This window comes from Microbacterium sp. (assembly GCF_035687345.1).
GTDB lineage: Bacteria > Actinomycetota > Actinomycetes > Actinomycetales > Microbacteriaceae > Microbacterium.
The window spans coordinates 1-20,836 of sequence record NZ_DASRXZ010000058.1 but is presented as its reverse complement, the minus strand read 5'-3'; the positions used below and the strand labels follow the sequence as shown (position 1 = coordinate 20,836).

Below are 20,836 nucleotides of genomic sequence, written 5' to 3'. Positions count from 1 at the left end.
CGGTCGGCGCGTCGGATCAGCGCGTGTCGTGTCGCGCCTCGATGCGCGGAGCCTTCGCCGGCATGTCTTCGGGCCGGCTGTCGCCGAGCGCCGCGAGCGATGCCGCGACCGAGTGGTCGGGCTCGACCTCCTCCTCGGTGTGCTCCTGCAGCACGAGCATCGACCGGGACTCGAGCGGCACGACCGAGCCTGGGGCGATCGTCGTGACGCCCGCCTGGCGGCCGGCGGTGTCGACGATCACGTCCCACTGCGGGCTCGCTTCGACGGCAGGGATGCGGAAGTCGATGGGCGCATCGCCCGCGTTGAAGAGCACCATGAAGTGCACGTCCTCGATGGGCTGCCCGCGCCGGTCGCGCTCACGGATACCGCCGCCGTTGAGGAAGACGCCCACCGCGCGGCCGAATCCGGAGTCCCAGTCCTCGGGCTGCATCTGCGTGCCGTCGGGCCGCAGCCACGCGATGTCGGGCACGGGGGCACCCTCCTCGCGCTTGACGGGGCGGCCGTCGAAGAACCGGCTGCGCCGGAACGTCGGATGCTCCCGCCGCAGCTTCGACACCGCCGACACGAACTCGACGAGGGGCTGGTCGACGGCGTCCCAGTGCACCCACGTCAGCTCGTTGTCCTGCGCGTAGCCGTTGTTGTTGCCCTGCTGCGTGCGGCCGAGCTCGTCACCGTGCAGGAGCATCGGCACGCCCTGGCTGAGCAGCAGCGTCGCGAGGAAGTTGCGCTGCTGCCGCGCCCGCAGCTCCAGCACGGCCGGGTCGTCGGTGGGTCCTTCCACACCGCAGTTCCACGAGCGGTTGTCGTCGGCGCCGTCCTTGTTGTCTTCGCCGTTGGCCTCGTTGTGCTTCTCGTTGTACGACACGAGGTCCCGCAGCGTGAACCCGTCGTGCGCGGTGACGAAGTTGACGGATGCCACGGGCCGCCGCCCCGAGTGCTCGTAGAGGTCGGCCGAACCCGTGAGCCGCGAGGCGAACTCGCCGAGGGTCGCGGGCTCGCCGCGCCAGAAGTCGCGCACGGTGTCGCGGTACTTGCCGTTCCACTCGGTCCACTGCGGAGGGAAGTTGCCCACCTGGTACCCGCCCGGGCCCACGTCCCACGGCTCGGCGATGAGCTTCACCTGCGACACGACCGGGTCCTGCTGAACGAGCTCGAAGAACGTCGCGAGCTTGTCGACGTCGTAGAACTCGCGTGCGAGGGTCGCTGCGAGATCGAAGCGGAAGCCGTCGACGTGCATCTCGAGCACCCAGTACCGCAGCGAGTCCATGATGAGCTGCAGCGAGTGCGGGCTCGATACGTTGAGGCTGTTCCCCGTGCCCGTGTAGTCGGTGTAGTACCGCTTGTCGTCCTCTTCGAGCCGGTAGTACGCGGCGTTGTCGATGCCGCGCATGCTGAGAGTCGGACCCAGATGGTTGCCCTCGGCGGTGTGGTTGTAGACGACGTCGAGGATCACCTCGATTCCGGCCGCGTGCAGCGCCCGCACCATCGCCTTGAACTCCTGCACCTGCTGACCGGGCTCGCCCGGCGCCGCGTACGTGTTCTGCGGCGCGAAGAACGAGATCGTGTTGTAGCCCCAGTAGTTGGAGAGCCCCTTCTGCTCGAGCGTGTCGTCGTTGACGAACTGGTGCACGGGCATGAGCTCGACCGCGGTCACCCCGAGCTTGCGCAGATGCTCGATCACGGCGGGGTGCGCGAGGCCGCTGTAGGTGCCGCGCAGCTCTTCGGGAACCGCCGGATGCAGCTTCGTGAGACCCTTCACATGCGCCTCGTAGATGAGCGACTCGGCGTACGGGGTCTTCGGCTGACGGTCTCCTGCCCAGTCGAAGAAGGGGTTCACGACGACGGCCTTCATCATGCTCGCCGCGGAGTCCTCATCGTTGCGAGAGTCGGGATCGCCGAAGTCATAGCCGAACACGGACTGGTTCCACCGCACCTGACCCTCGACCGCCTTCGCGTACGGGTCGAGCAGGAGCTTGTTCGGGTTGAAGCGCTTGCCCTCGGCCGGGTTGTACTCCCCGTGGACGCGGTACCCGTACCGCTGTCCGGGGCGCACGTTCGGCAGATAGGCGTGCCACACGAACGCGTCGACGTCGACGAGCGGCACGCGGGTCTCGGCATCCGTCTCGTCGAACAGGCAGAGCTCGACCTTCTCGGCGGCCTCGCTGAACAGCGCGAAGTTCGTACCGCTCCCGTCGAAGGTCGCCCCGAGCGGGTAGGCCGATCCGGGCCACGTCTCCATGCGACTCCTCCCCTGGCGGTCGCTCACACCCTAGTCGAGCGCGATTTCCCTGCCGAGAGCCGTTGACACAGGGCTCACGGAGCGACAAGGGGGCGGATGCCGCGCCCGCGCCTCACTCGTCGAGGAGGTCGGGCCGGCGCTCGCGCGTGCGCGCCACCTGCTGCTCGCGCCGCCACGCGGCGATCGCGCCGTGGTTGCCGCTGAGCAGGATCTCGGGGACGTCGTAGCCGCGCCATGACGCGGGCTTCGTGTACGACGGGTACTCGAGGAGGCCCTCTTCGTGGGACTCCTCGCGGAGGCTCTCGGGGTTGCCGACCACTCCGGGGATGAGCCGCCCGACCGCTTCGATCATCGCCATCGCCGCGACCTCGCCGCCGTTGAGCACGTAGTCGCCGAGGCTCACCAGACGCACGCGCCCGAGCGTCGCTGCGTACTCGAACACGCGCTCGTCGATGCCCTCGTACCGTCCGCACCCGATCACGAGGTGCGGTTCGTGCGCGAACTCGCGCGCCGCCGCCTGCGTGAACACCTCGCCCGCGGGCGACGGGAACACGAACACCGGCGGCTCGTCGGAGTCCGCGACGATCGCGTCGAGCGCCTCGCCCCACGGCTCGGGCTTCATGACCATGCCTGCGCCGCCGCCATACGGGGTGTCGTCGACCGTGCGATGGCGGTCGTGCGTCCATTCGCGCAGGTCGTGTACGCGCACGTCGAGGAGCCCGCGGTCGCGGGCCTTGCCCAGCAGCGAGACCTCCAGCACGTCGAAGAACGACGGGAAGATCGTGACGACGTCAATCCGCACGGATCGAGCCTAGTCAGCGGGCGGGCCCGCGTCCGATCTCACAACCACGGCGGCGGCGGCGTGAGCGAAACGTTGCCTCGGGGTAACGGCCGCGGCACCCGTCGCGAAACGCGCTCTTCCTAACGTCGTGCCCACGGCAGTCAGCGGATCGCGCGGCCCCACCGGCCGCGAGAGGAGGCACGATGTCCGGCTCTCCCGACGTCACGAACTCGAAACACGGGACACACGGCCCCGAAAAGGGGCCTGCCTATCGTGAGGCCATGGACCCGACCGGAGAGCCCCGACGCGTCGTCGTCGTGGGCGCCGGTATGGTCGCGCACCGCTTCGTCGAGAGCCTCACGTCGCGCGACGACGGCGACACGGTCATCACCGTCCTCGGCGAGGAGCCGCGCGCGCCGTACGACCGCGTCGCCCTCACATCGTTCTTCGACGGCGCATCGGCCGACGACCTGACGCTCGCGCGGGACGTCGTCGAGCACGACCGCGTGCACCTCCATTCGGGGGTGCGCGCCACCCGGATCGATCGCCGCGAGCGTGTCGTCGCGACGGACGACGGCGCGCGGCATCCGTACGACTCCCTCGTGCTCGCAACCGGCTCGTACGCGGCGCGGCTCGCGGTCGACGGGTTCGAACTGCCCGGATGCTTCGTCTACCGCACGCTCGACGACGTCGCCGCACTCCGGGCATTCGTCGAGGAGCGCGCACGGCGGCTGGGGCGCCCGCTGAAGGGCATGGTCATCGGCGGCGGGCTGCTCGGCCTCGAGGCGGCCGGCGCGCTGCAGGGACTCGACGTGTCCCCGACCGTGGTCCAGGCGGCCGATCGGCTCATGTCGGCGCAACTCGACCTCGCCGCGGGCGACGCGCTCCGACGGCTGGTCGAGTCGCGCGGCATCCGCGTTCTCACCTCGTCGATCACGACGCGGCTCGACCCCGGCCCTTCCGGCGACGTCGCGGGGCTGGAGTTCAGCGACGGAAGCTACGAGCACGCCGATGTCGTCGTCTTCACGGTGGGTGTGCGGCCGCGCGACGAGCTCGCACGCGAGGCAGGCCTCGACGTGGACCCGCGTGGCGGTGTCGTGATCGACGCGGGCTGCCGCACGTCCGACCCCGCGATCTTCGCGATCGGCGAAGTCGCGTCGTTCGACGGGCAGTGCGTCGGACTCGTCGCACCGGGCTACGCGATGGCGGAGGTCGCCGCGACGCGGCTGCTCGGCGGCGACGCGACGTTCCCGGGGTACGACCTTTCGACGAAGCTCAAGCTCTCGGGCGTCGACGTCGCGAGCTTCGGCGACGCGTTCGCGACGACACCGGGTGCGCTCGATGTCGTCTACGCCGACCCCGTGGCGGGCGTTTACAAGAAGCTCGTGCTGTCGGACGACGCCACCACGCTGTTGGGCGGCGTGCTCGTCGGCGACGCATCGGCGTACGCGGCGCTGCGCCCGCTGGTGGGCGGGATGCTCGGGGGCGATCCGGCCGCGTACCTCCTGCCCGAAGGCGGGGTTCCCGCGCCCGCGGGCGAGCTGCCCGACGAGGCGACGGTCTGCTCGTGCAACAGCGTGTCCGCGGGAGCCATCCGTCACGCGGTGCACGAGGAGGGCTGCACCGACGTCGCGGGCGTGAAGGCGTGCACGCGTGCGGGCGCCGCGTGCGGGTCGTGCGTCCCGCTCGTCAAGCGCATCGTCGTGGGAGAGCTCGAGAAGACCGGCGCCACCGTCAGCAACGCGATGTGCGAGCACTTCGCTTTCTCGCGCGCCCAGCTGTTCGACGCGATCCGGGTCGCGGGCCTCACGACGTTCAGCGCGATCGTCGAGCGGTTCGGCAAAGGACGCGGATGCGACATCTGCAAACCCGCGATCGCGAGCATCCTCTCCACGCTCGTGCACAAGCATGTGCTCGACGGCGAGAACGCGACGCTTCAGGACACCAACGACCACGTCATGGCCAACCTGCAGAAGGACGGCTCGTACTCGGTCGTCCCGCGCATCCCGGGCGGAGAGATCACGCCCGAGGGACTCGTCGCGATCGGCGAGGTCGCGCGCGACTTCGGCCTGTACACGAAGATCACGGGCGGGCAGCGCATCGACCTGTTCGGCGCGCGCCTCGAGCAGCTGCCCGACATCTGGCGCCGTCTCGTCGACGCCGGGTTCGAGTCCGGCCACGCCTACGGCAAGGCGCTGCGCACCGTGAAGTCGTGCGTCGGCTCGACGTGGTGCCGCTACGGCGTGCAGGATTCCGTCGGCATGGCGGTCGCGCTCGAACTCCGGTACCGCGGTCTGCGGGCACCCCACAAGCTCAAGCTCGGCGTCTCGGGCTGCGCGCGCGAGTGCGCCGAGGCGCGCGGCAAGGACGTCGGCGTCATCGCGACGGAGGCGGGCTGGAACCTCTACGTCGGCGGCAACGGAGGCTTCACCCCGAGGCACGCGGTCCTCCTCGCCGAAGGGCTCGACGACGACGCGCTGCTCACGGCGATCGACCGGTTCCTCATGTACTACATCCGCACCGCCGACCGCCTGCAGCGCACGGCACCGTGGCTCGAGGAGCTGGAGGGCGGCCTCGACGCGCTGCGCGCCGTCATCTTCGACGACAGCCTCGGCATCTGCGCGGACCTCGACGCGGCGATGGCCGCCCACATCGAGTCGTACGAGGACGAGTGGAAGGCGACGCTCGACGACCCCGAGAAGCTTCGGCGCTTCGCGTCGTTCGTCAATGCACCGCGCACGCCCGACCCGTCGCTCGCGTACACCGTCGAGCGCGGACAGCCGCGCCCGGCCACGTCCGATGAGCGCGCGGACGGCCGCGTGCTCATCGCCGGAACGACCCTGGAGGTGAGGGCATGACGATCCTCGAGACCGCCGAGAAGCGTCCGACGCGCACGTGGGAGTGGGTGCGCGTATGTGCCGTCGCCGACCTCGAGCCCGAGCGCGGCCGCGCGGCGCTCATCGACGGCGTGCAGCTCGCACTCTTCCTGTTGCACGGCCGCGACGGGGGCGGCCCGATCTACGCCGTCTCCAACCTCGACCCGTACAGCGGCGCGCACGTCATCTCGCGCGGCATCGTGGGGACGAAGGCGGATGCCCCCACCGTCGCCTCCCCCATGTACAAGCAGGTGTTCGACCTGCGCACCGGCGTGTGCCTCGACACGCAGGGCAAGGATGAGCACTCGCTCACGACGTGGCCCGTCGCCGTGCGCGACGGCGACGTGTTCGTGCGATGGGCGGCGCGCTCATGACGACGCTCATCGGGATCAGCCTTGCCGGGCGCGACGTGCTCATGGTGGGAGGCGGCTCCGTGACCGCGCGCCGACTCCCGCGGTTCCTCGAGGAGGGCGCGCGCGTGCGCATCGTCGCTCCCGAGCTCGGCTCCGTCGCCGAGGCTCTCGTGCGAGAGCACGACGTGGAGTGGATCGCGCGGGCGGTCGAGGCATCCGATCTCGACGACATGTGGTTCGTCCACACCGCCACCGGCGACGCGCGCACGGACGAGTGGGTCGCCCGCGCGTGCGAGGAGCGGCGCACGCTGTGCGTCAACGCGTCGGACGGCGCGCACGGCACAGCCCGGCTCGCGGCCGAGGCGCGCTCGGGTGACGTGCGCGTCGGCGTCGTCTCGGACTCCGGCGTCGATCCGTCGCGCGCCGCGCTGCTGCGCGATGCCGTCGCGGCCCTGCTGCGCGAAGGGCGCCTCCCCGTCCGGCGGCGCCGCGCGACGGCGTCGGGGCACGTCGCGCTCGTGGGCGGAGGGCCCGGACCCGAGGACCTCATGACGGTGCGCGGGCGGCGGCTGCTCGCCGAAGCGGACGTCGTGGTCGCGGATCGGCTCGGGCCGGCATCCGTCCTCTCCGACCTCGACCCCGCCGTCGAGGTGATCGACGTCGGGAAGAGGCCCGGTCACCACCCCGTTCCGCAGGAGCGCATCAACGAGCTGCTCGTCGAGCACGCGCGCGCCGGGCGCCGCGTCGTGCGACTCAAGGGCGGCGACCCGTTCGTGCTCGGGCGCGGCGGCGAGGAGGTCGCGGCGTGCCTCGCGGCGGGCGTCGCCGTCGAGGTCGTTCCCGGCATCTCGAGCGCTCTCGCCGTACCGCAGGCGGCGGGCATCCCCGTGACGCATCGCGGAACGGCGGGCTCCGTGCACGTCGTCAACGGACAGGCCACCGTCTCGCCCGCGACGCTCGCGGCGCTCGCAGACCCGGATGCCACGACCGTCGTGCTCATGGGCGTCGCCGCCCTCCCGCGTCTCGTGCGCGCCGCACTCGATGCGGGCGTGCCCCAGGACCGACCGGTCGCGATCGTCGAGAGCGGTCACACTCCGCGCCAGCGGACGACCCGCACGACCCTCGGCCGCGCGGTCGACGACGCGCACGCGGTCGGCGTCGCCAACCCCGCGGTGATCGTCGTCGGCGACGTCGCGCGCGCCGATCTGCTGCTCCCCACGCCGACCTCGACCCGCGAAGGCGCCGGCCCGTGAGCGAACCCGCGCGTCCCCTGCTGTCGGCGGCGCTCGCCGGGTGCGTCATCGTGATCGCGGTCGACCGTCGGTCGAGCGAGCTCGCGGCGGCGCTCGAGCGCCACGGTGCGCAGGTGCAGCACGCGCCGGCGCTCACGATCGTCCCGCACATCGACGACGAGGCGCTCGTCGCGCGCACACGCGAGCTCATCGAGAGCCCGCCCGACATCGTGGTCGCGACCACCGGGGTCGGTTTCCGCGGCTGGATGGAGGCCGCCGACGAAGCGGGGCTCAGCGACCCGCTGCACGAAGCCCTCGCCGATGCGCGGTTCGTCGCGCGCGGCCCCAAGGCACGCGGTGCGATCCAGCAGGCGGGCTTCATCGCCGACTGGGTCGCCGAGACCGAGACCGCGGCGGAGCTCGGCGAGTTCCTCGTCGCCGAGGGTGTGTCGGGGCAGCGCATCGCGGTGCAGCACCACGGATCCGGCGCGGACGGACTCGACGAGCTCTTCGCCGACCACGGCGCGGATGTCGTGAGTCTCACGGTGTATCGATGGGGCGCACCGCCGGATGCCGCGGCTGTCACGCGCTCCGTGCTCGCGGCCGCCTCGGGCGAGGTCGACGCGGTGCTCTTCACGTCGGCGCCGGGCGCGGCCGAGTGGCTGGCGGCCGCGGAGCGCGAGGGCGTCGTCGCCGACATCGCGCGGCGAGCACGCGCCGGCCGCCTCCTCGTGGCCGCCGTGGGACCCGTCACGGCGGGACCCCTGCGTGCGGTCGACGTCGACGTGCTCGTCGCCGACCGCGGGCGGCTCGGTGCCCTCGTGCGCGGCGTCGTGACCTACTACGCCTCCGGCCGAGCCGCGTCGCTCGACACTGCGGCCGGACGCCTCGAGCTGCGCAGCACCGGCGCGGTGCTCGACGGCGAGTTCCGGCCGCTTTCGCGCACGAGCGTCGAGCTGCTCGGCGCCCTCTTCGACGCGGGCGGCGGTGTCGTCTCGCGCGGGGCGCTCCTGAACGTCCTGCCGCGCTCCGCCGACAGCGCGCACGCGGTCGAGATGGCGATCGCGCGACTGCGCGAAGCGATCTGCGCACCCGACCTCATCCGCACGGTGGTCAAGCGCGGCTACCGCCTCGACGTCCAGGAGGACGAATGATCCGCCCCGTCCTCATCGCGTGCTCCCACGGCACGAGTTCGCTCGACGGTCGCGACGCGATCCGCTCGCTCGTCGACGAGGTGCGTGTGATGCTCCCGGGCGTCGACGTGCGCGAGGCGTTCGTCGACGTGCAGGAGCCGTCGGTCGACGACGTCGTCGCGGCGCTTCCACCGGGTCGGTCGGCGGTCATCGTCCCGCTGCTGCTCTCGACCGGGTTCCACACGGGCGTCGACATCGCGCGCGCGGCACGCCTGCGTGACGGGGTCGTGGCGGCTCCTCCGCTCGGGCCGCACGACCTGCTCGCGCTCGTACTCGAGTCGCGCCTCGGCGAGCTCGGCCTCCACGACGATGACGCGATCGTGCTCGCGGCGGCGGGCTCGAGCGACCCGCGCGCCGCCGACGACGTGAGCACCGTCGCCGAGCTCCTCTCGCGCTGCCTCGCGCGTCCCGTGAGCGTCGGCTTCGCCGCGGGGTGCGAGCCGCGCATCGACGACGCCGTGAGCGCTGCCCGCTCGAGCGGCGCGTCGCGGGTCGTGGCGGCGAGCTATGTGCTCGCGCCGGGGTATTTCGCCGACGTCATCCGGGGGTCGGGGGCGGATGCGGCGACCAGCCCTCTCGGCCCGGATCCGCGTATCGCCGCGATCGTCGCCGAGCGCTATCGCGCGGCCGCGGCCACCCTCGTCGGCGCGGCCTGACGCCCGCGAGCGGGGGCGGCGCGGCATCCGTGTCTGCTCGTGTAACACGCAGATCACACGCCTCTCACGACCGCGAGCCTGTCACCGTGACGGAGAAGTGACCCGGGGGTAACGCCCCGCGCGGGGCGATGAAACAGCCGATCCCTAGCGTCGGAGCACACGACCGGAGGAGGCCCTCATGACCATCACCCCCGCAACGTCCTCACCCCCGCAGTCCGACACCCAGCCCGCCGATCGCGGCGCGCCGGCCCCCGAAGTACCCGCCTCACTGCTCACGCGGCGCCCCGGCCGCTGGATCGACGGCTGGGATGCCGAGAACCCGGCCTTCTGGGCGGCGCAGGGCCGCTCGATCGCCCGCCGCAACCTCGTGTGGTCGATCTTCGCCGAGTTCCTCGGCTTCATCGTGTGGCAGCTGTGGAGCATCGTCGTCGTGATGCTGCCCGCAGCCGGCTTCTCGTTCTCGAGCTCCGAGGCGTTCTGGCTCATCTCGCTGCCGAGCCTTGTGGGCGCGACGCTCCGCTTCCCGTACACGTTCATGGTCGCGAGGTTCGGCGGCCGCAATTGGACGATCGTCTCGGCCGCGCTGCTGCTCGTGCCGACGACGCTCCTCGGCATCGTCGTCACGAACCCCTCGACGCCGTTCGGCGTGATGCTGCTCGTCGCGGCGCTCGCGGGCGTCGGCGGCGGCAACTTCGCAAGCTCGATGGCGAACATCACATACTTCTTCCCGCAGCGCGAGAAGGGCTGGGCTCTCGGACTCAACGCGGCGGGCGGCAACATCGGCACCTCTGTCGCGCAGCTCCTCGTGCCGATCGCCGTGACCTTCGGCGCGGCCGCGACGCTCAACCTCGCCCTGGCCGGGTGGATGTGGATCCCGCTTATCCTCCTCGCCGCATGGGGCGCGTGGCGCTACATGGACAACCTCTCGTCGGCGAAGGCGGACTTCGCGGCATCCGCGGCAGCGCTTCGCGAACCGCACCTGTGGCTCCTCTCCGTCCTTTACATCGGCACATTCGGCTCGTTCATCGGATTCGCGAGCGTGTTCCCGAAACTCATCGCCGACCAGTTCCCCGAGTTCTCGACGTTCCAGGTGGGTCAGGCGTCGCTGTCGCTCGCCTTCATCGGCGCCCTCGTCGGATCGCTCGCGCGCCCCTACGGCGGCCGGCTCTCCGACCGCTTCGGCGGCGCCCGCGTGACCGTCGCCGCGTTCGCGGTCATGGCACTCGGCGCGCTCGCGCTCATCGGCCTGCTTCCGCTGGGGAGCTTCTGGCTGTTCCTCGCGTGCTTCGTCGTGATCTTCGCGGCGACGGGCATCGGGAACGGGTCGACGTATCGCATGATCCCGATGGTCTTCTCGGCGCGCGGCAGAGTGAGGGGTGCGGACACGGCGCCCGCCGTCGCCTCGCAGCGGCAGGCCGCGGCGGCGCTCGGCCTCATCTCGGCGATCGGCGCGTACGGCGGATTCCTCGTGCCTCAGCTGCTCAACGCGTCGCAGTCCGCGACCGGCGGATACACCGCGGCGTTCTGGGCGTTCGCGGCCGCGTACGCGGTGCTGCTCGCCATCACGCTCTTCGTGTACGCGATCCCGCGGAAGGCGCTCGCGCGCGAGCGGATCTGAGCGCACACAGAGGGGCGGGGTCGGTGCGCCAGTCCCGCCCTTCTCGTGTGCGCGGCCGTCCCGTTCAGGCGGCCGACCGACTCAGTACACGTCCCGCAGGTAGCGTCTCTCCGCGACGAGACGCTTCTTGAACTCCTCGGCGTCGTCCTCGCTCAGCCCACCGTGCACGCGAGCGAGACGGACGAGGGTCGCATCGACGTCGCGCGCCATGCGGGAGGCATCGCCGCACACGTAGAGGAACGCGCCTTCCTGCAGCCAGTGCCATAGGCGGGCTCCGTGCTCCAGCATCCGGTCCTGCACGTAGATCTTCTGCCGCTGGTCGCGCGAGAACGCGAGGTCGAGGCGCGTGAGGAAACCGTCGGCGTGCATCGCCTCGAGCTCGTCGCGGTAGAGGTAGTCGCTCGCGGCGTGCTGGTCGCCGAAGAAGAGCCAGTTCGGGCCGGTGTGCCCGTTGGCGCGACGGTCGTGCAGGAACGCGCGGAATGGCGCTACGCCGGTTCCCGGCCCGACCATGATGACGCGCGCCGTCGGGTCGAGCGGCGGGCGGAAGTGCGGTGACCGCTGCAGGTAGATCGGCACGGGTGCGTGCGCCGCGCGATCCGCGAGCAGCGTCGAGCACACTCCCCCGCGCGGCTCGCCCGCCTCGGTGCGGAAGCGCACGACCGAGACGGTGAGCTCGACCCGGTCGGGCGAGACGAGCGGGCTCGACGAGATCGAGTACTGGCGCGGCAGAAGGCGCGAAAGCACGTCGATCCACTCCTCCGGCTCGGCGCGCACGGGGAACTCACGCAGCAGGTCGACAGCCTGCTTCGACCACAGGAACCGCTCCAGGTCGGCGCTGCTGCTGCGCACGAGTCGCGCGAGCGTCGCGTCGCCGGTTCGCTCGACGACGAACCGCAGGAGTGCGGGCGTGATGCGCGTGATGTCGAGCCGGGTGCGCAGCACGTCGCCGAACCGCCGGCGCTCACCGTCGACCGACACGGTCGTCGCCGCGCCGAGCCCCGTTGTCGACAGCCACGCGTCGACCGTGCGCGGATCGTTGTCGCACACCACCCCGATCGAGTCGCCCGCCGCGTACGAGACGCCCGCCGCGGACAGGTCGAAGGCGATCCGCCGCACCTCCTTCGCCGATCCGGCGCCGCTCAGCAGCTCGTTGTGGACGACGGGTGCCACGAGCGGACGGGCTCGCGTGAACGGCTCGGGGGCCGACGCCGCGGTCGACGATGGTGAGTCGGATGCCGCGACCGCCGCGCCGGCTGTCGGTGTGCCGTTCGCCGTGCCCGGGCTTCCTCCGGGCGCGCCCGAGAGCGCCGCGATCACCGCGTCGAGCCACCGTCGTGCCGGAGCCGGATCATTCGCCTCGCAGTCCACGCGGGGCACGATCGCCGTCGCCCCCAGCTCGTCCAGGCGCGCGTCGATGCTCCGTCCGTGGCCGCAGAAGTCCGCGTATCCGGTGTCGCCGAACGCGAGCACCGAGTACCGCAGGCCGTCCAGCGACGGGGCACCTTCGGCGCGGAGCTCATCCCAGAAACCCGACGCGTTGTCGGGCGGTCCGCCGTCGCCGAACGTGGAGGTGACGACGAGAAGCCTGTCGACGCGCGTGAGCTCGCCCACGCCGACGGCGTCCATTCCCACGGGCCGCACACGCACGCCCCGCTCCGCGAGCGCGGTCGCGGTCGAGCGCGCGAACTCCTCCGTCGTGCCGGTCTGCGAGCCCCACACGAGCAGCACGGCGTCGCGTACCGGTCCGCCGCCGAGGGTGGAGGTCAGCGCTGCCGGCTCGAGTCCGCCGGCGGCGGCCCGTGCGAGCACGCCGTCGAACCACGCACGCACCGGCGACGACACGGGTGCCGTCGCCGGCAGCGTCGGCTCGACCGCACCGCGAGCGCCCGCACCCGCGACACCCGCGAGGAACCCGGCAAGGTACGCCTCCTCGTGGGGCGCGAGCGCGGGGCGCTCATCGTCGCCGGCGACGAGGGCTGCGGCATCCGGTTCCTCGCTCTTCGCGGCCGCGGCCACCCGGCGCAGCGTGACGGCCGCGTACTTGAACTCGGGCTGCCGCGACGCCTCGTCGACGGCGTCGTTCGTGAGCGCGTTGACCGTGAGGTATTCGCCGTGCTCGTCGTTCCAGTGGAACGGGGCGAAGCACGACCCCGGCTGAACGCGATCCGTCACGACGGCCGGCAGCACGACACGCCCACGACGCGAAGCGACCTCGACCTGATCGCCCTCGGCGACGCCCAGCGCCCCCGCGTCGCGCGGGTTCACCTCGACGAACGGTCCGGAGTTGAGTCGCATGAGCGCCGGCACCCGCCCCGTCTTGGTCATCGTGTGCCACTGGTGCGGGAGCCGCCCGGTGTTGAGCACGAACGGGTGATCGTCGTCGGGCAGCTCGGCCGGATCGAGGTGCGGGCGGGCGAGGAACTGCGCGCGCCGCGACGGCGTGGGGAACGCGAGGCGCGGCATCCGTCCGCCCTCGTCCGTATGCAGGCTCTGGCTGACGCCGTCGTTGACGTACCGAATCGGATGCCGCGCCTCCGCGTCGCCAGGCGGGGCGGGCCATTGCACCGGCCCGTCGCGCAGCCGCTCGTACGTGACCCCGCGCAGATCCCACCCCGTCGCGGGGTTCCAGAAGCGGCGGAGCTCGTCGAACACCTCCTCGGACGACCCGTACGAGAACGCCTCGCCGAACCCGAGCGCGTCGGCCATGAGGCAGATGAGACGCCAGTCGGGAAGCGCGTCGCCCGGCGGGTCGAGCGTGCGCTGCACGAGCGTGAGCGTGCGATCGGAGTTCACGGTCACGCCGTCCGACTCGACCCACAGCGCCGCCGGCAGCAGGATGTCGGCGTACGCCGTCGTCGCGGTCTCGGCGAACACATCCTGGGCGATGACGAGCTCCGCCGCCTCGAGCCCCTCGATCACGGTGCGACGGTTCGCGACCGACGCCACGGGGTTCGTGCAGATGATCCACGCGGCCTTGATGTCGCCGTCGGCCATCGCGCGGTACATGTCGATCGTGCCGGTGCCTGCCTCGGCCCGGATCGTGCCCGGCGCGAGCCCCCACACGCGTTCCGCGAACGCGCGATCGTCGGCGTCGAAGACCGAGCGCTGTCCCGGGAGCCCCGGACCCATGTAGCCCATCTCGCGGCCGCCCATCGCGTTGGGCTGGCCCGTGAGCGACAGCGGCCCGCTTCCCGGGCGGCAGATCGCCCCCGTGGCGAGGTGCAGGTTGCAGATCGCGTTCGTGTTCCACGTGCCGTGCGTGGACTGGTTGAGGCCCATCGTCCAGAGCGTCATCCACTCGCCGGCCTCGCCGATCCAGTGCGCCGCCGTGCGGATGTCGGCCTCGCGCAGCCCCGTGATCCGGGCGACGGTGGCGGGGTCGTAATCCGTGAGGAACGCGGGCATCGCGTCCCACCCGTCGGTGTGCTCGCGGATGAACTCCTCGTCGACGCGACCCTCGGCGACGAGCAGGTGCAGCAGGCCGTTGAAAAGCGCGAGATCGGTGCCGGGCCGGATCTGCAGGAAGAGGTCGGCGCGATCGGCCGTCGCCGTGCGGCGCGGATCGACCACGATGAGCCGCGCGCCCTCGCGCAGGCGATCGGCCATCCGAAGAAACAGGATCGGGTGGCAGTCGGCCGTGTTCGACCCGACCACGAAGAAGAGATCGGCGCGGTCGATGTCCTCATACGAGCCCGGAGGTCCGTCGGCACCGAGCGACTGCTTGTAGCCCGTCCCCGCCGACGCCATGCACAGGCGCGAGTTCGACTCGAGGTGGATCCCCTGCAGGAACCCCTTCACGAGCTTGTTCGAGAGGTACTGCGCCTCGGTCGACATCTGGCCCGAGACGTACAGTGCGACGGCATCCGGCCCGTGCTCGTCGATGATCGCCCGCAGGCGCCGCGCGGCCTCTCCGATCGCGGTATCGAGTGACACCGGAACCGCGGGCGCGCCGCGCTCGGGCCGCACGGACGCGGTCGTCATCCGGCCCGGCGCGCGCATGAGGTCGTCGTGCGTCGCACCCTTCGTGCACAGGCGCCCCCGATTGGTCGGGTGCGCGCGGTCGCCCGCCACGCGCGAGATCGACGGATGCCCGGAGCCGCCCGTCCCGGTGGTGACGACGATCCCGCAGCCCACGCCGCAGTACGAGCAGACGGTGCGGATCGTCGTCCCGGTTACGCCGTCGTGCTCGCGAACGATGGTGTCGGCGGGCGTGGTCATACGGATCGATGATCCGATGCCGACGTTTCCGGCGGCCCTCCCGGCGTGTTTCGCGGGGATCACATCTCGCGCATCACGCGGATGCGCGGCTTGTGAGTCGGGAGCTCAGTCGGCGGTGTCGCCCTCGGGCGCGGCGTCGGATGCGGCATCCGCCTCGCCCGCGTCGTCGATCTCGCCCTGCTCGGCGGGCAGCTCCTCGAAGAGGCCCGCAGGCGGCGTGACGACCACGCGACCGGTCGCGATGTCGACCTCTGGCACGATCGCCTTCACGAACGGCACGAGCACCTCGGAGCCGCCCGAGGCGGGCTTGACGATCAGCAGGTCCTGCGCGGGCAGGTGGTCGACGCGGATGACGCGTCCGACCGTCTCGCCGTCACGCACGACATCGAGACCGACGAGCTGGTGGTCGTACCACGCGTCGTCCTCGGCGGGTGCGGCGCTCTCGTCCTGGTCGATCCACAGGATCGCGCGCACGACGCTCTCGGCCGCGGTGCGGTCGTCGATGCCCTCGAAGAACGCGACGGGGTGGTTGTTCATCCACCGGAACTCGCGCACCGTGAGCGTCTTGCCGTGCCACGGCGAGGACTCGGGAACCTGCAGCGTGAACGTGGCGCCCGGGACGAAACGGCCCTCGGGGTCGTCGGTGTAGAGCTCGAGCTTGAGCGCGCCCTTGAGGCCGTGCGCCTTCACAAGGCGCCCCACGCGCAGTTGCGTGCGGCCCTTCTTCTTGCCGGCTCGGGGCGGGCGCGAGCCCTGCGAGCCTTTGGAGTCTGCGCCGGCCACGTCAGTCGTCAGCGACGTCGACGCGCACGCGGCGGCCGTCGGCGAGAGCCGAGATGAGGGTGCGCAGAGCCTTGGCCGTGCGGCCGCCGCGCCCGATCACGCGTCCACGATCGTCGGGGTGCACGTGCACCTCGAGCACGTCGCCGTGCGGCGACGTCGACGAGGTGATGCGCACGTCGTCCGGGTGATCGACGATCCCCTTGACGACGTGTTCGAGCGCGGCGGCGAGCAACGGATTACTCGGCGTCGGTCGCGTCGGCGGCGGGCGCCTCGGCCTCAGCCTCGGTCGCGTCGGCGGCGGGCGCGTCGGCCTTCTTCTCGGCCTTGGGCTTGATGACCGACTTCTTCGACGCGTCGGGCTGGTAGTCGGCCTTGGGCTCGGCGGTCTTCACCGTCGAGACGGCGTCCTTGTCGCCCTTGAACTTGCCCCAGTCGCCCGTGAGCTTGAGGAGCGCGCGGACCTGGTCGGTCGGCTGGGCGCCGACGGACAGCCAGTACTGGGCACGGTCGGAGTCGACCTCGATGAGCGAAGGCTCCTCGGTGGGGTGGTACTTGCCGATCTCCTCGATCACACGACCATCGCGCTTGGTGCGCGAGTCGGCGACGACGATGCGGTAGTAGGGCGCACGGATCTTGCCCAGGCGCTTGAGACGAATCTTGACAGCCACGATTCTCCTGAAAGGTAACGGAAGCGAAGCGAACCGGTCGCCTGGAGCGTGGGGTGCACACCCGGCGGAAGCTCAGAGGGAGACGGACACTGGATAGAGGGTCGAGCGTCGCGTCCAGCCCTCTATTCTGCCAGACCCCGGGACGTGCTGCGAACACTCCGCCCACCAGACCGCAGCGGCTCCCGCGAACACCACCACCGCCCGTCGAAGTCAAGCCTCCCGACGAACCGCGCGGATCCCCGCATCCGCATGCCAAGATGTGGAAATGACGGTGCCTTTCGCGACATCCGCCAGATCGTCGGTCGGGCTGGAGTGGGAGCTCATGCTCGCCGACGGCAAGACCGGAGACCTCGTGCCGCGCGCACCCGACGTGCTCGAAGGGCTCGCCGAGAACACGCAGCACGAGCGCTACACAGTCACCGGGGAGCTGCTGACCAACACCGTCGAGGTCACGAGCGGCATCGGCGCCACCGTGGCGGCCGCCGTCGACGACATCGCGGATGCGATCGCGGCCGTGCGCACGGTGACGAACCCGCTCGAGGTCGAGCTCCTGTGCGCCGGCAGCCACCCGTTCGCGCAGTGGTACAAGCAGGGCATCACCGACAAGACGCGCTACCACAAGCTCATCGAGCGCACGCAGTGGTGGGGACGCAACATGATGATCTGGGGCATCCACGTGCACGTGGGCGTCGACGACGTCAAGAAGGTGTTCCCGATCATCAACGCGCTCTCGATCTACCTCCCCCACCTGCAGGCGCTGTCGGCGTCGTCGCCGTTCTGGGCCGGTGAGCGCACCGGATACGCCTCGAACCGGTCGCTCGTCTTCCAGCAGCTGCCGACCGCGGGGCTGCCGTGGCCGCTCGACAACTGGGCGCAATTCGAGGGCTACCTCGACGACATGGTCCGCACGGGGGTCATGGAGGACGCGACGGAGGTGCGGTGGGACATCCGCCCCGCTCCTCGCTGGGGCACCGTCGAGGTGCGTGCGTGCGACGGGATGTCGACGCTCCCCGAGCTCGCCGCCGTCGCATCGCTCGTCCAGACGCTCGTGGAGCACTTCTCGCGACAACTCGACGAGGGTCGCGAGCTGCCGCGGCTGCAGCCGTGGTTCATCCGCGAGAACAAGTGGCGCGCGGCCCGCTACGGCCTCGAGGCCCGCGTCATCGTCGACCGCGACGGCACCGAGAGGCCCGTGCGCGAGCACTTGCGCGAGACGATGGAGGTGCTCGCCGACATCGCCGTCGAGCTCAAGTGCGCACGCGAGTTCGCCGGGCTCGAGTTGATCCTGTCGCAGGGCGCGAGCTACGCGCGCCAGGTGCTGGTGGCGGATGCCGCCGAGGGCGACCTGCGCGAGGTCGTGATGCACCTCATCCGCGAGTTCCGCGCCGGCCCCACGCTGCGCGAGCACCTGGCGAACTTCACCATCTGACCCCGCGCGCGCCGCGCCGCGCGCCCCGAAGGCGCCGGTTGCCCCGCGCTCGAAGCGCGCAGCGCGCCCCCGCGCGCGCCGCGCCCAAACGAGGGGTTCCGGCCGAAGGAGGGCGCTTCCTCCCGAAACGTCCTCGCTTCGCGGAATCCCCTCGTCTCGCGTCATCTCACGCGGTGACATCCCTGCGCAACGGCCATGAGGATCGTGTTCTCGACCTCATTCCACCCGAACATCACTTGGGCGTAGTCGAACCTGAGCACGGTGAATCCCCGCAGTTTCAGACGCGCGTCGTGCGCGATACCACGCCGGCGGTCTTGGGCGTCGGAGTGATGTGCGAAGCCGTCCAGCTGCACGATCAGTCTCTCGCCGATGAGCAGATCGACCTGGTGACCGTCCAGCCAGACCTGTTGGCGTACGGGCAGTCCGAACGGACGCAGACGATCCGCCACGATCGTCTCGAGCCCCGAGTCCGCCAGTTCGCTCGCCGCCGAGGCCAGCTCACGCGCGCGCGGGCCGGACCACGGTATGCGTGCGAGGTGCCCGGGGAGCACGAGTCCGTGCCGAATGGCCGACTCCCACACGACGAGCGCGTCTTCCCGCGGGACGCATGTCGAGATGTGAGCGAGCATGTTCACGACGGGCTCTCGCCAAGCCCGACGTGCGACCGGCATCGGTCCGCGCGAGCGGTGGAACACGATGCCCGACCGCACCGGTTCTGACGAGGAGGACGGCACCGAGACGTGAAGTCCTTCGAATCTCGGCGTCCATAGGCCGAGGCGCTGCGCCTCCGAGAGGCACGTCGATCGTCCCCGGGCGGCGACGGCCGCCGACCCCGTCGACGACGCGGACCCGGTGACAATCCACGAGCGCCTGATGCGACGTGCCGCCCGGCCGTCGACGGCCGACCGGATGTTGTGGTCGGTGAATCCCGCCGCGCGAATGTCACTTGTGTGGGCGATTCCGCCGCGCCCGTCGATCCATGCGACGAGAAGTGCCACATCGGCCATGCAGAAAGCCTGGTCGCGCGGCATCCGTCATCGCCGCATGTTCGACGATCGCGGGGAGGGTCGCCCTGGGGAGCCACCTGTGGAGGACGCGAGCGCACGGCATCATTCGCGAAACGAGGACATATCCCGAAGAGAGGGCCGGATGCCGCGGAGCATCCTCGTCTGGCGCGATCCCCTCGTTTGGGGTGACCCCGCGCCGACCCAGCGCCGGGGCGCGCTCAGCGCCGCCCGAGGAGCTTCTGCAGCTCGGCGAGGTCTTCGGCCGACGGCGTGCCGCCACCAGCACCCGCACCCGCACCCGCGCCGAGACCGAAGCCCGAGCCCGAGGGCTGCGAGGAGGCCTGTGCCGCCAGGCCGGCGTTCTCGGCCGCGCGCTTGGCGGGGTTGCCCGAACGCGAGCCCTGCTTGCGGTTCTTGCCCTTGCCTCCGCGCTTCGCCGATGCTCCGGGTCGCCCGGCACCCGGGATCGGACCCATGCCGGGGATGTTGGGCACTCCCCCGCGCGCGACGGTCTTCATCATCTTCGCGGCCTGCTCGAAGCGCTGCACGAGCTGGTTCACGTCGGTCACGGTCATGCCCGAGCCGCGTGCGATGCGCAGACGGCGGGAGCCGTTCAGCAGCTTGGTGTTGCGGCGCTCGGCGGGGGTCATCGAGCGGATGATCGCCTCGGTGCGGTCGATCTCGCGCTCGTCGAAGTCGTCGAGCTGCTGCTTCATCTGGCCCATGCCCGGCAGCATCCCGAGCATCTTCTTCATCGAGCCCATCTTGCGCATCTGCTGCATCTGCTCGAGGAAGTCCTCGAGCGTGAACTGCTCGGTCGCGAGCTTGTCGGCGACCTTGCGCGCCTCCTCCTCGTCGAACGCGGCCTGCGCCTGCTCGATGAGGGTGAGGATGTCGCCGAGGTCGAGGATTCGCGACGCCATGCGGTCGGGGTGGAACGGCTCGAGGTCGTCGAGACCCTCACCGGTCGACGCGTAGATGATGGGGCGACCGGTCACGGATGCCACGGACAGCGCCGCACCGCCGCGGGCGTCGCCGTCGAGCTTCGAGAGCACGACGCCGGTGAAATCGACGCCTTCCTGGAAGGCCTTCGCGGTGTTGACGGCATCCTGACCGATCATCGCATCGATGACGAACAGGACCTCGTCGGGGTCGGTGGCCTTGCGGATGTCGGCGGCCTGCTTCATGAGCTCGGCATCGACGCCGAGTCGACCGGCGGTGTCGATGATGACGACATCGTGCTGCTGCCGCCGCGCGACCTCGACGCCGTCGCGCGCGACCTTCACGGGGTCGCCGACGCCGTTGCCCGGCTCGGGTGCGTAGATCGCAGCCCCCGCGCGCTCGGCGACGACCTGCAGCTGGTTGACGGCGTTCGGGCGCTGGAGGTCGGCCGCGATGAGCAGCGGCGTGTGCCCCTCCTTCTCGAGTTGGCGCGCGAGCTTGCCTGCGAACGTCGTCTTGCCGGAGCCCTGGAGGCCCGCGAGCATGATCACGGTCGGCGGGTTCTTCGCGAAGCGGAGGCGGCGCTGCTCACCGCCGAGGATCGCGACGAGCTCCTCGTTGACGATCTGCACGACCTGCTGGGCCGGGTTCAGCGCGCGGTTGACCTCGTCGCCGAGCGCCCTCTCGCGCACCTTCGCGGTGAAGTCCTTGACGACCGGGAGCGCGACGTCGGCGTCGAGGAGCGCACGCCGGATCTCGCGGACCGTGCCGTCGACGTCCGCGGGCGAGAGCTTGCCCTTGGTGCGGAGGTTGCGGAAGGTCTCGGTGAGCCGATCGG

General features: G+C 71.1%; 15 protein-coding genes. 7 read left to right on the top strand and 8 right to left on the bottom strand.

The genetic code is table 11. From position 1 onward, the window contains the following. Positions 1–16: 16 nt before the first annotated feature. Positions 17–2,239 (bottom strand): glycogen debranching protein GlgX, encoded by a 2,223-nt coding sequence (glgX, locus tag VFF97_RS07120; RefSeq protein ID WP_325032795.1) that lies wholly within the window; start codon positions 2,237–2,239, stop codon positions 17–19. A 112-nt stretch (positions 2,240–2,351) separates the two neighbouring features. Further along, entirely contained in the window at positions 2,352–3,041 is a 690-nt protein-coding gene (trmD, locus tag VFF97_RS07115) for a tRNA (guanosine(37)-N1)-methyltransferase TrmD (RefSeq protein ID WP_325032794.1), read from the bottom strand. 260 nt (positions 3,042–3,301) lie between these two features. Between trmD and nirB the strand changes: the two genes are divergently transcribed. The 6 genes from nirB (at position 3,302) to VFF97_RS07085 (ending at position 10,948) form a co-directional block, all read left to right on the top strand. Next, positions 3,302–5,878, top strand: coding sequence for a nitrite reductase large subunit NirB (nirB, locus tag VFF97_RS07110; protein ID WP_325032793.1), 2,577 nt, complete (start codon positions 3,302–3,304; stop codon positions 5,876–5,878). After that, positions 5,875–6,270 carry a nitrite reductase small subunit NirD gene (gene nirD, locus VFF97_RS07105; protein WP_325032792.1) on the top strand — a complete coding sequence of 132 codons (396 nt, stop codon included), beginning with the start codon at positions 5,875–5,877 and terminating at the stop codon, positions 6,268–6,270. The genes nirB and nirD overlap by 4 nt, the downstream gene beginning before the upstream one ends. Further along, on the top strand, positions 6,267–7,502 hold the full coding sequence (gene cobA / locus VFF97_RS07100) for a uroporphyrinogen-III C-methyltransferase (protein ID WP_325032791.1): 1,236 nt from the start codon (positions 6,267–6,269) through the stop codon (positions 7,500–7,502). Before nirD ends, cobA begins: the two co-directional genes overlap by 4 nt. Beyond that, the gene (locus VFF97_RS07095) at positions 7,499–8,635 is read left to right on the top strand and encodes a uroporphyrinogen-III synthase (RefSeq protein ID WP_325032790.1); all 1,137 of its coding nucleotides are present in this window, start codon (positions 7,499–7,501) and stop codon (positions 8,633–8,635) included. Before cobA ends, VFF97_RS07095 begins: the two co-directional genes overlap by 4 nt. Next, positions 8,632–9,330 carry a sirohydrochlorin chelatase gene (locus VFF97_RS07090; protein ID WP_325032789.1) on the top strand — a complete coding sequence of 233 codons (699 nt, stop codon included), beginning with the start codon at positions 8,632–8,634 and terminating at the stop codon, positions 9,328–9,330. Before VFF97_RS07095 ends, VFF97_RS07090 begins: the two co-directional genes overlap by 4 nt. 178 nt (positions 9,331–9,508) lie before the next feature. Further along, positions 9,509–10,948, top strand: a complete 1,440-nt coding sequence (locus tag VFF97_RS07085) for an MFS transporter (RefSeq protein ID WP_325032788.1) — start codon at positions 9,509–9,511, stop codon at positions 10,946–10,948. 81 nt (positions 10,949–11,029) lie between these two features. On the opposite strand, the gene VFF97_RS07080 is transcribed toward VFF97_RS07085, so the two are convergent. From VFF97_RS07080 to rpsP, 4 genes are all read right to left on the bottom strand, one after another. Then, positions 11,030–15,169 carry a bifunctional nitrate reductase/sulfite reductase flavoprotein subunit alpha gene (locus tag VFF97_RS07080; protein ID WP_325032787.1) on the bottom strand — a complete coding sequence of 1,380 codons (4,140 nt, stop codon included), beginning with the start codon at positions 15,167–15,169 and terminating at the stop codon, positions 11,030–11,032. A 105-nt stretch (positions 15,170–15,274) separates the two neighbouring features. Further along, complete coding sequence (gene rimM, locus VFF97_RS07075; RefSeq protein ID WP_414684235.1) at positions 15,275–15,952, bottom strand: ribosome maturation factor RimM; 678 nt, start codon at positions 15,950–15,952, stop codon at positions 15,275–15,277. Position 15,953: 1 nt separating this feature from the next. Continuing rightward, positions 15,954–16,184 (bottom strand): RNA-binding protein, encoded by a 231-nt coding sequence (locus tag VFF97_RS07070; RefSeq protein ID WP_325032786.1) that lies wholly within the window; start codon positions 16,182–16,184, stop codon positions 15,954–15,956. Between the two features lie 4 nt (positions 16,185–16,188). Continuing rightward, positions 16,189–16,620 (bottom strand): 30S ribosomal protein S16, encoded by a 432-nt coding sequence (rpsP, locus tag VFF97_RS07065; RefSeq protein WP_325032785.1) that lies wholly within the window; start codon positions 16,618–16,620, stop codon positions 16,189–16,191. 265 nt (positions 16,621–16,885) lie between these two features. Between rpsP and VFF97_RS07060 the strand changes: the two genes are divergently transcribed. Next, a complete protein-coding gene (locus VFF97_RS07060) occupies positions 16,886–18,049 on the top strand; it encodes a glutamate--cysteine ligase (protein WP_325032784.1) in 1,164 nt (387 codons plus the stop codon). 161 nt (positions 18,050–18,210) lie between these two features. Here the strand turns inward: VFF97_RS07060 and VFF97_RS07055 are convergent, their stop codons facing one another. Further along, on the bottom strand, positions 18,211–18,678 hold the full coding sequence (locus tag VFF97_RS07055; protein WP_325032783.1) for an endonuclease domain-containing protein: 468 nt from the start codon (positions 18,676–18,678) through the stop codon (positions 18,211–18,213). A 596-nt stretch (positions 18,679–19,274) separates the two neighbouring features. Then, the coding region (gene ffh / locus VFF97_RS07050; RefSeq protein WP_325032782.1) for a signal recognition particle protein at positions 19,275–20,836 on the bottom strand (1,562 nt) is incomplete at its 5' end.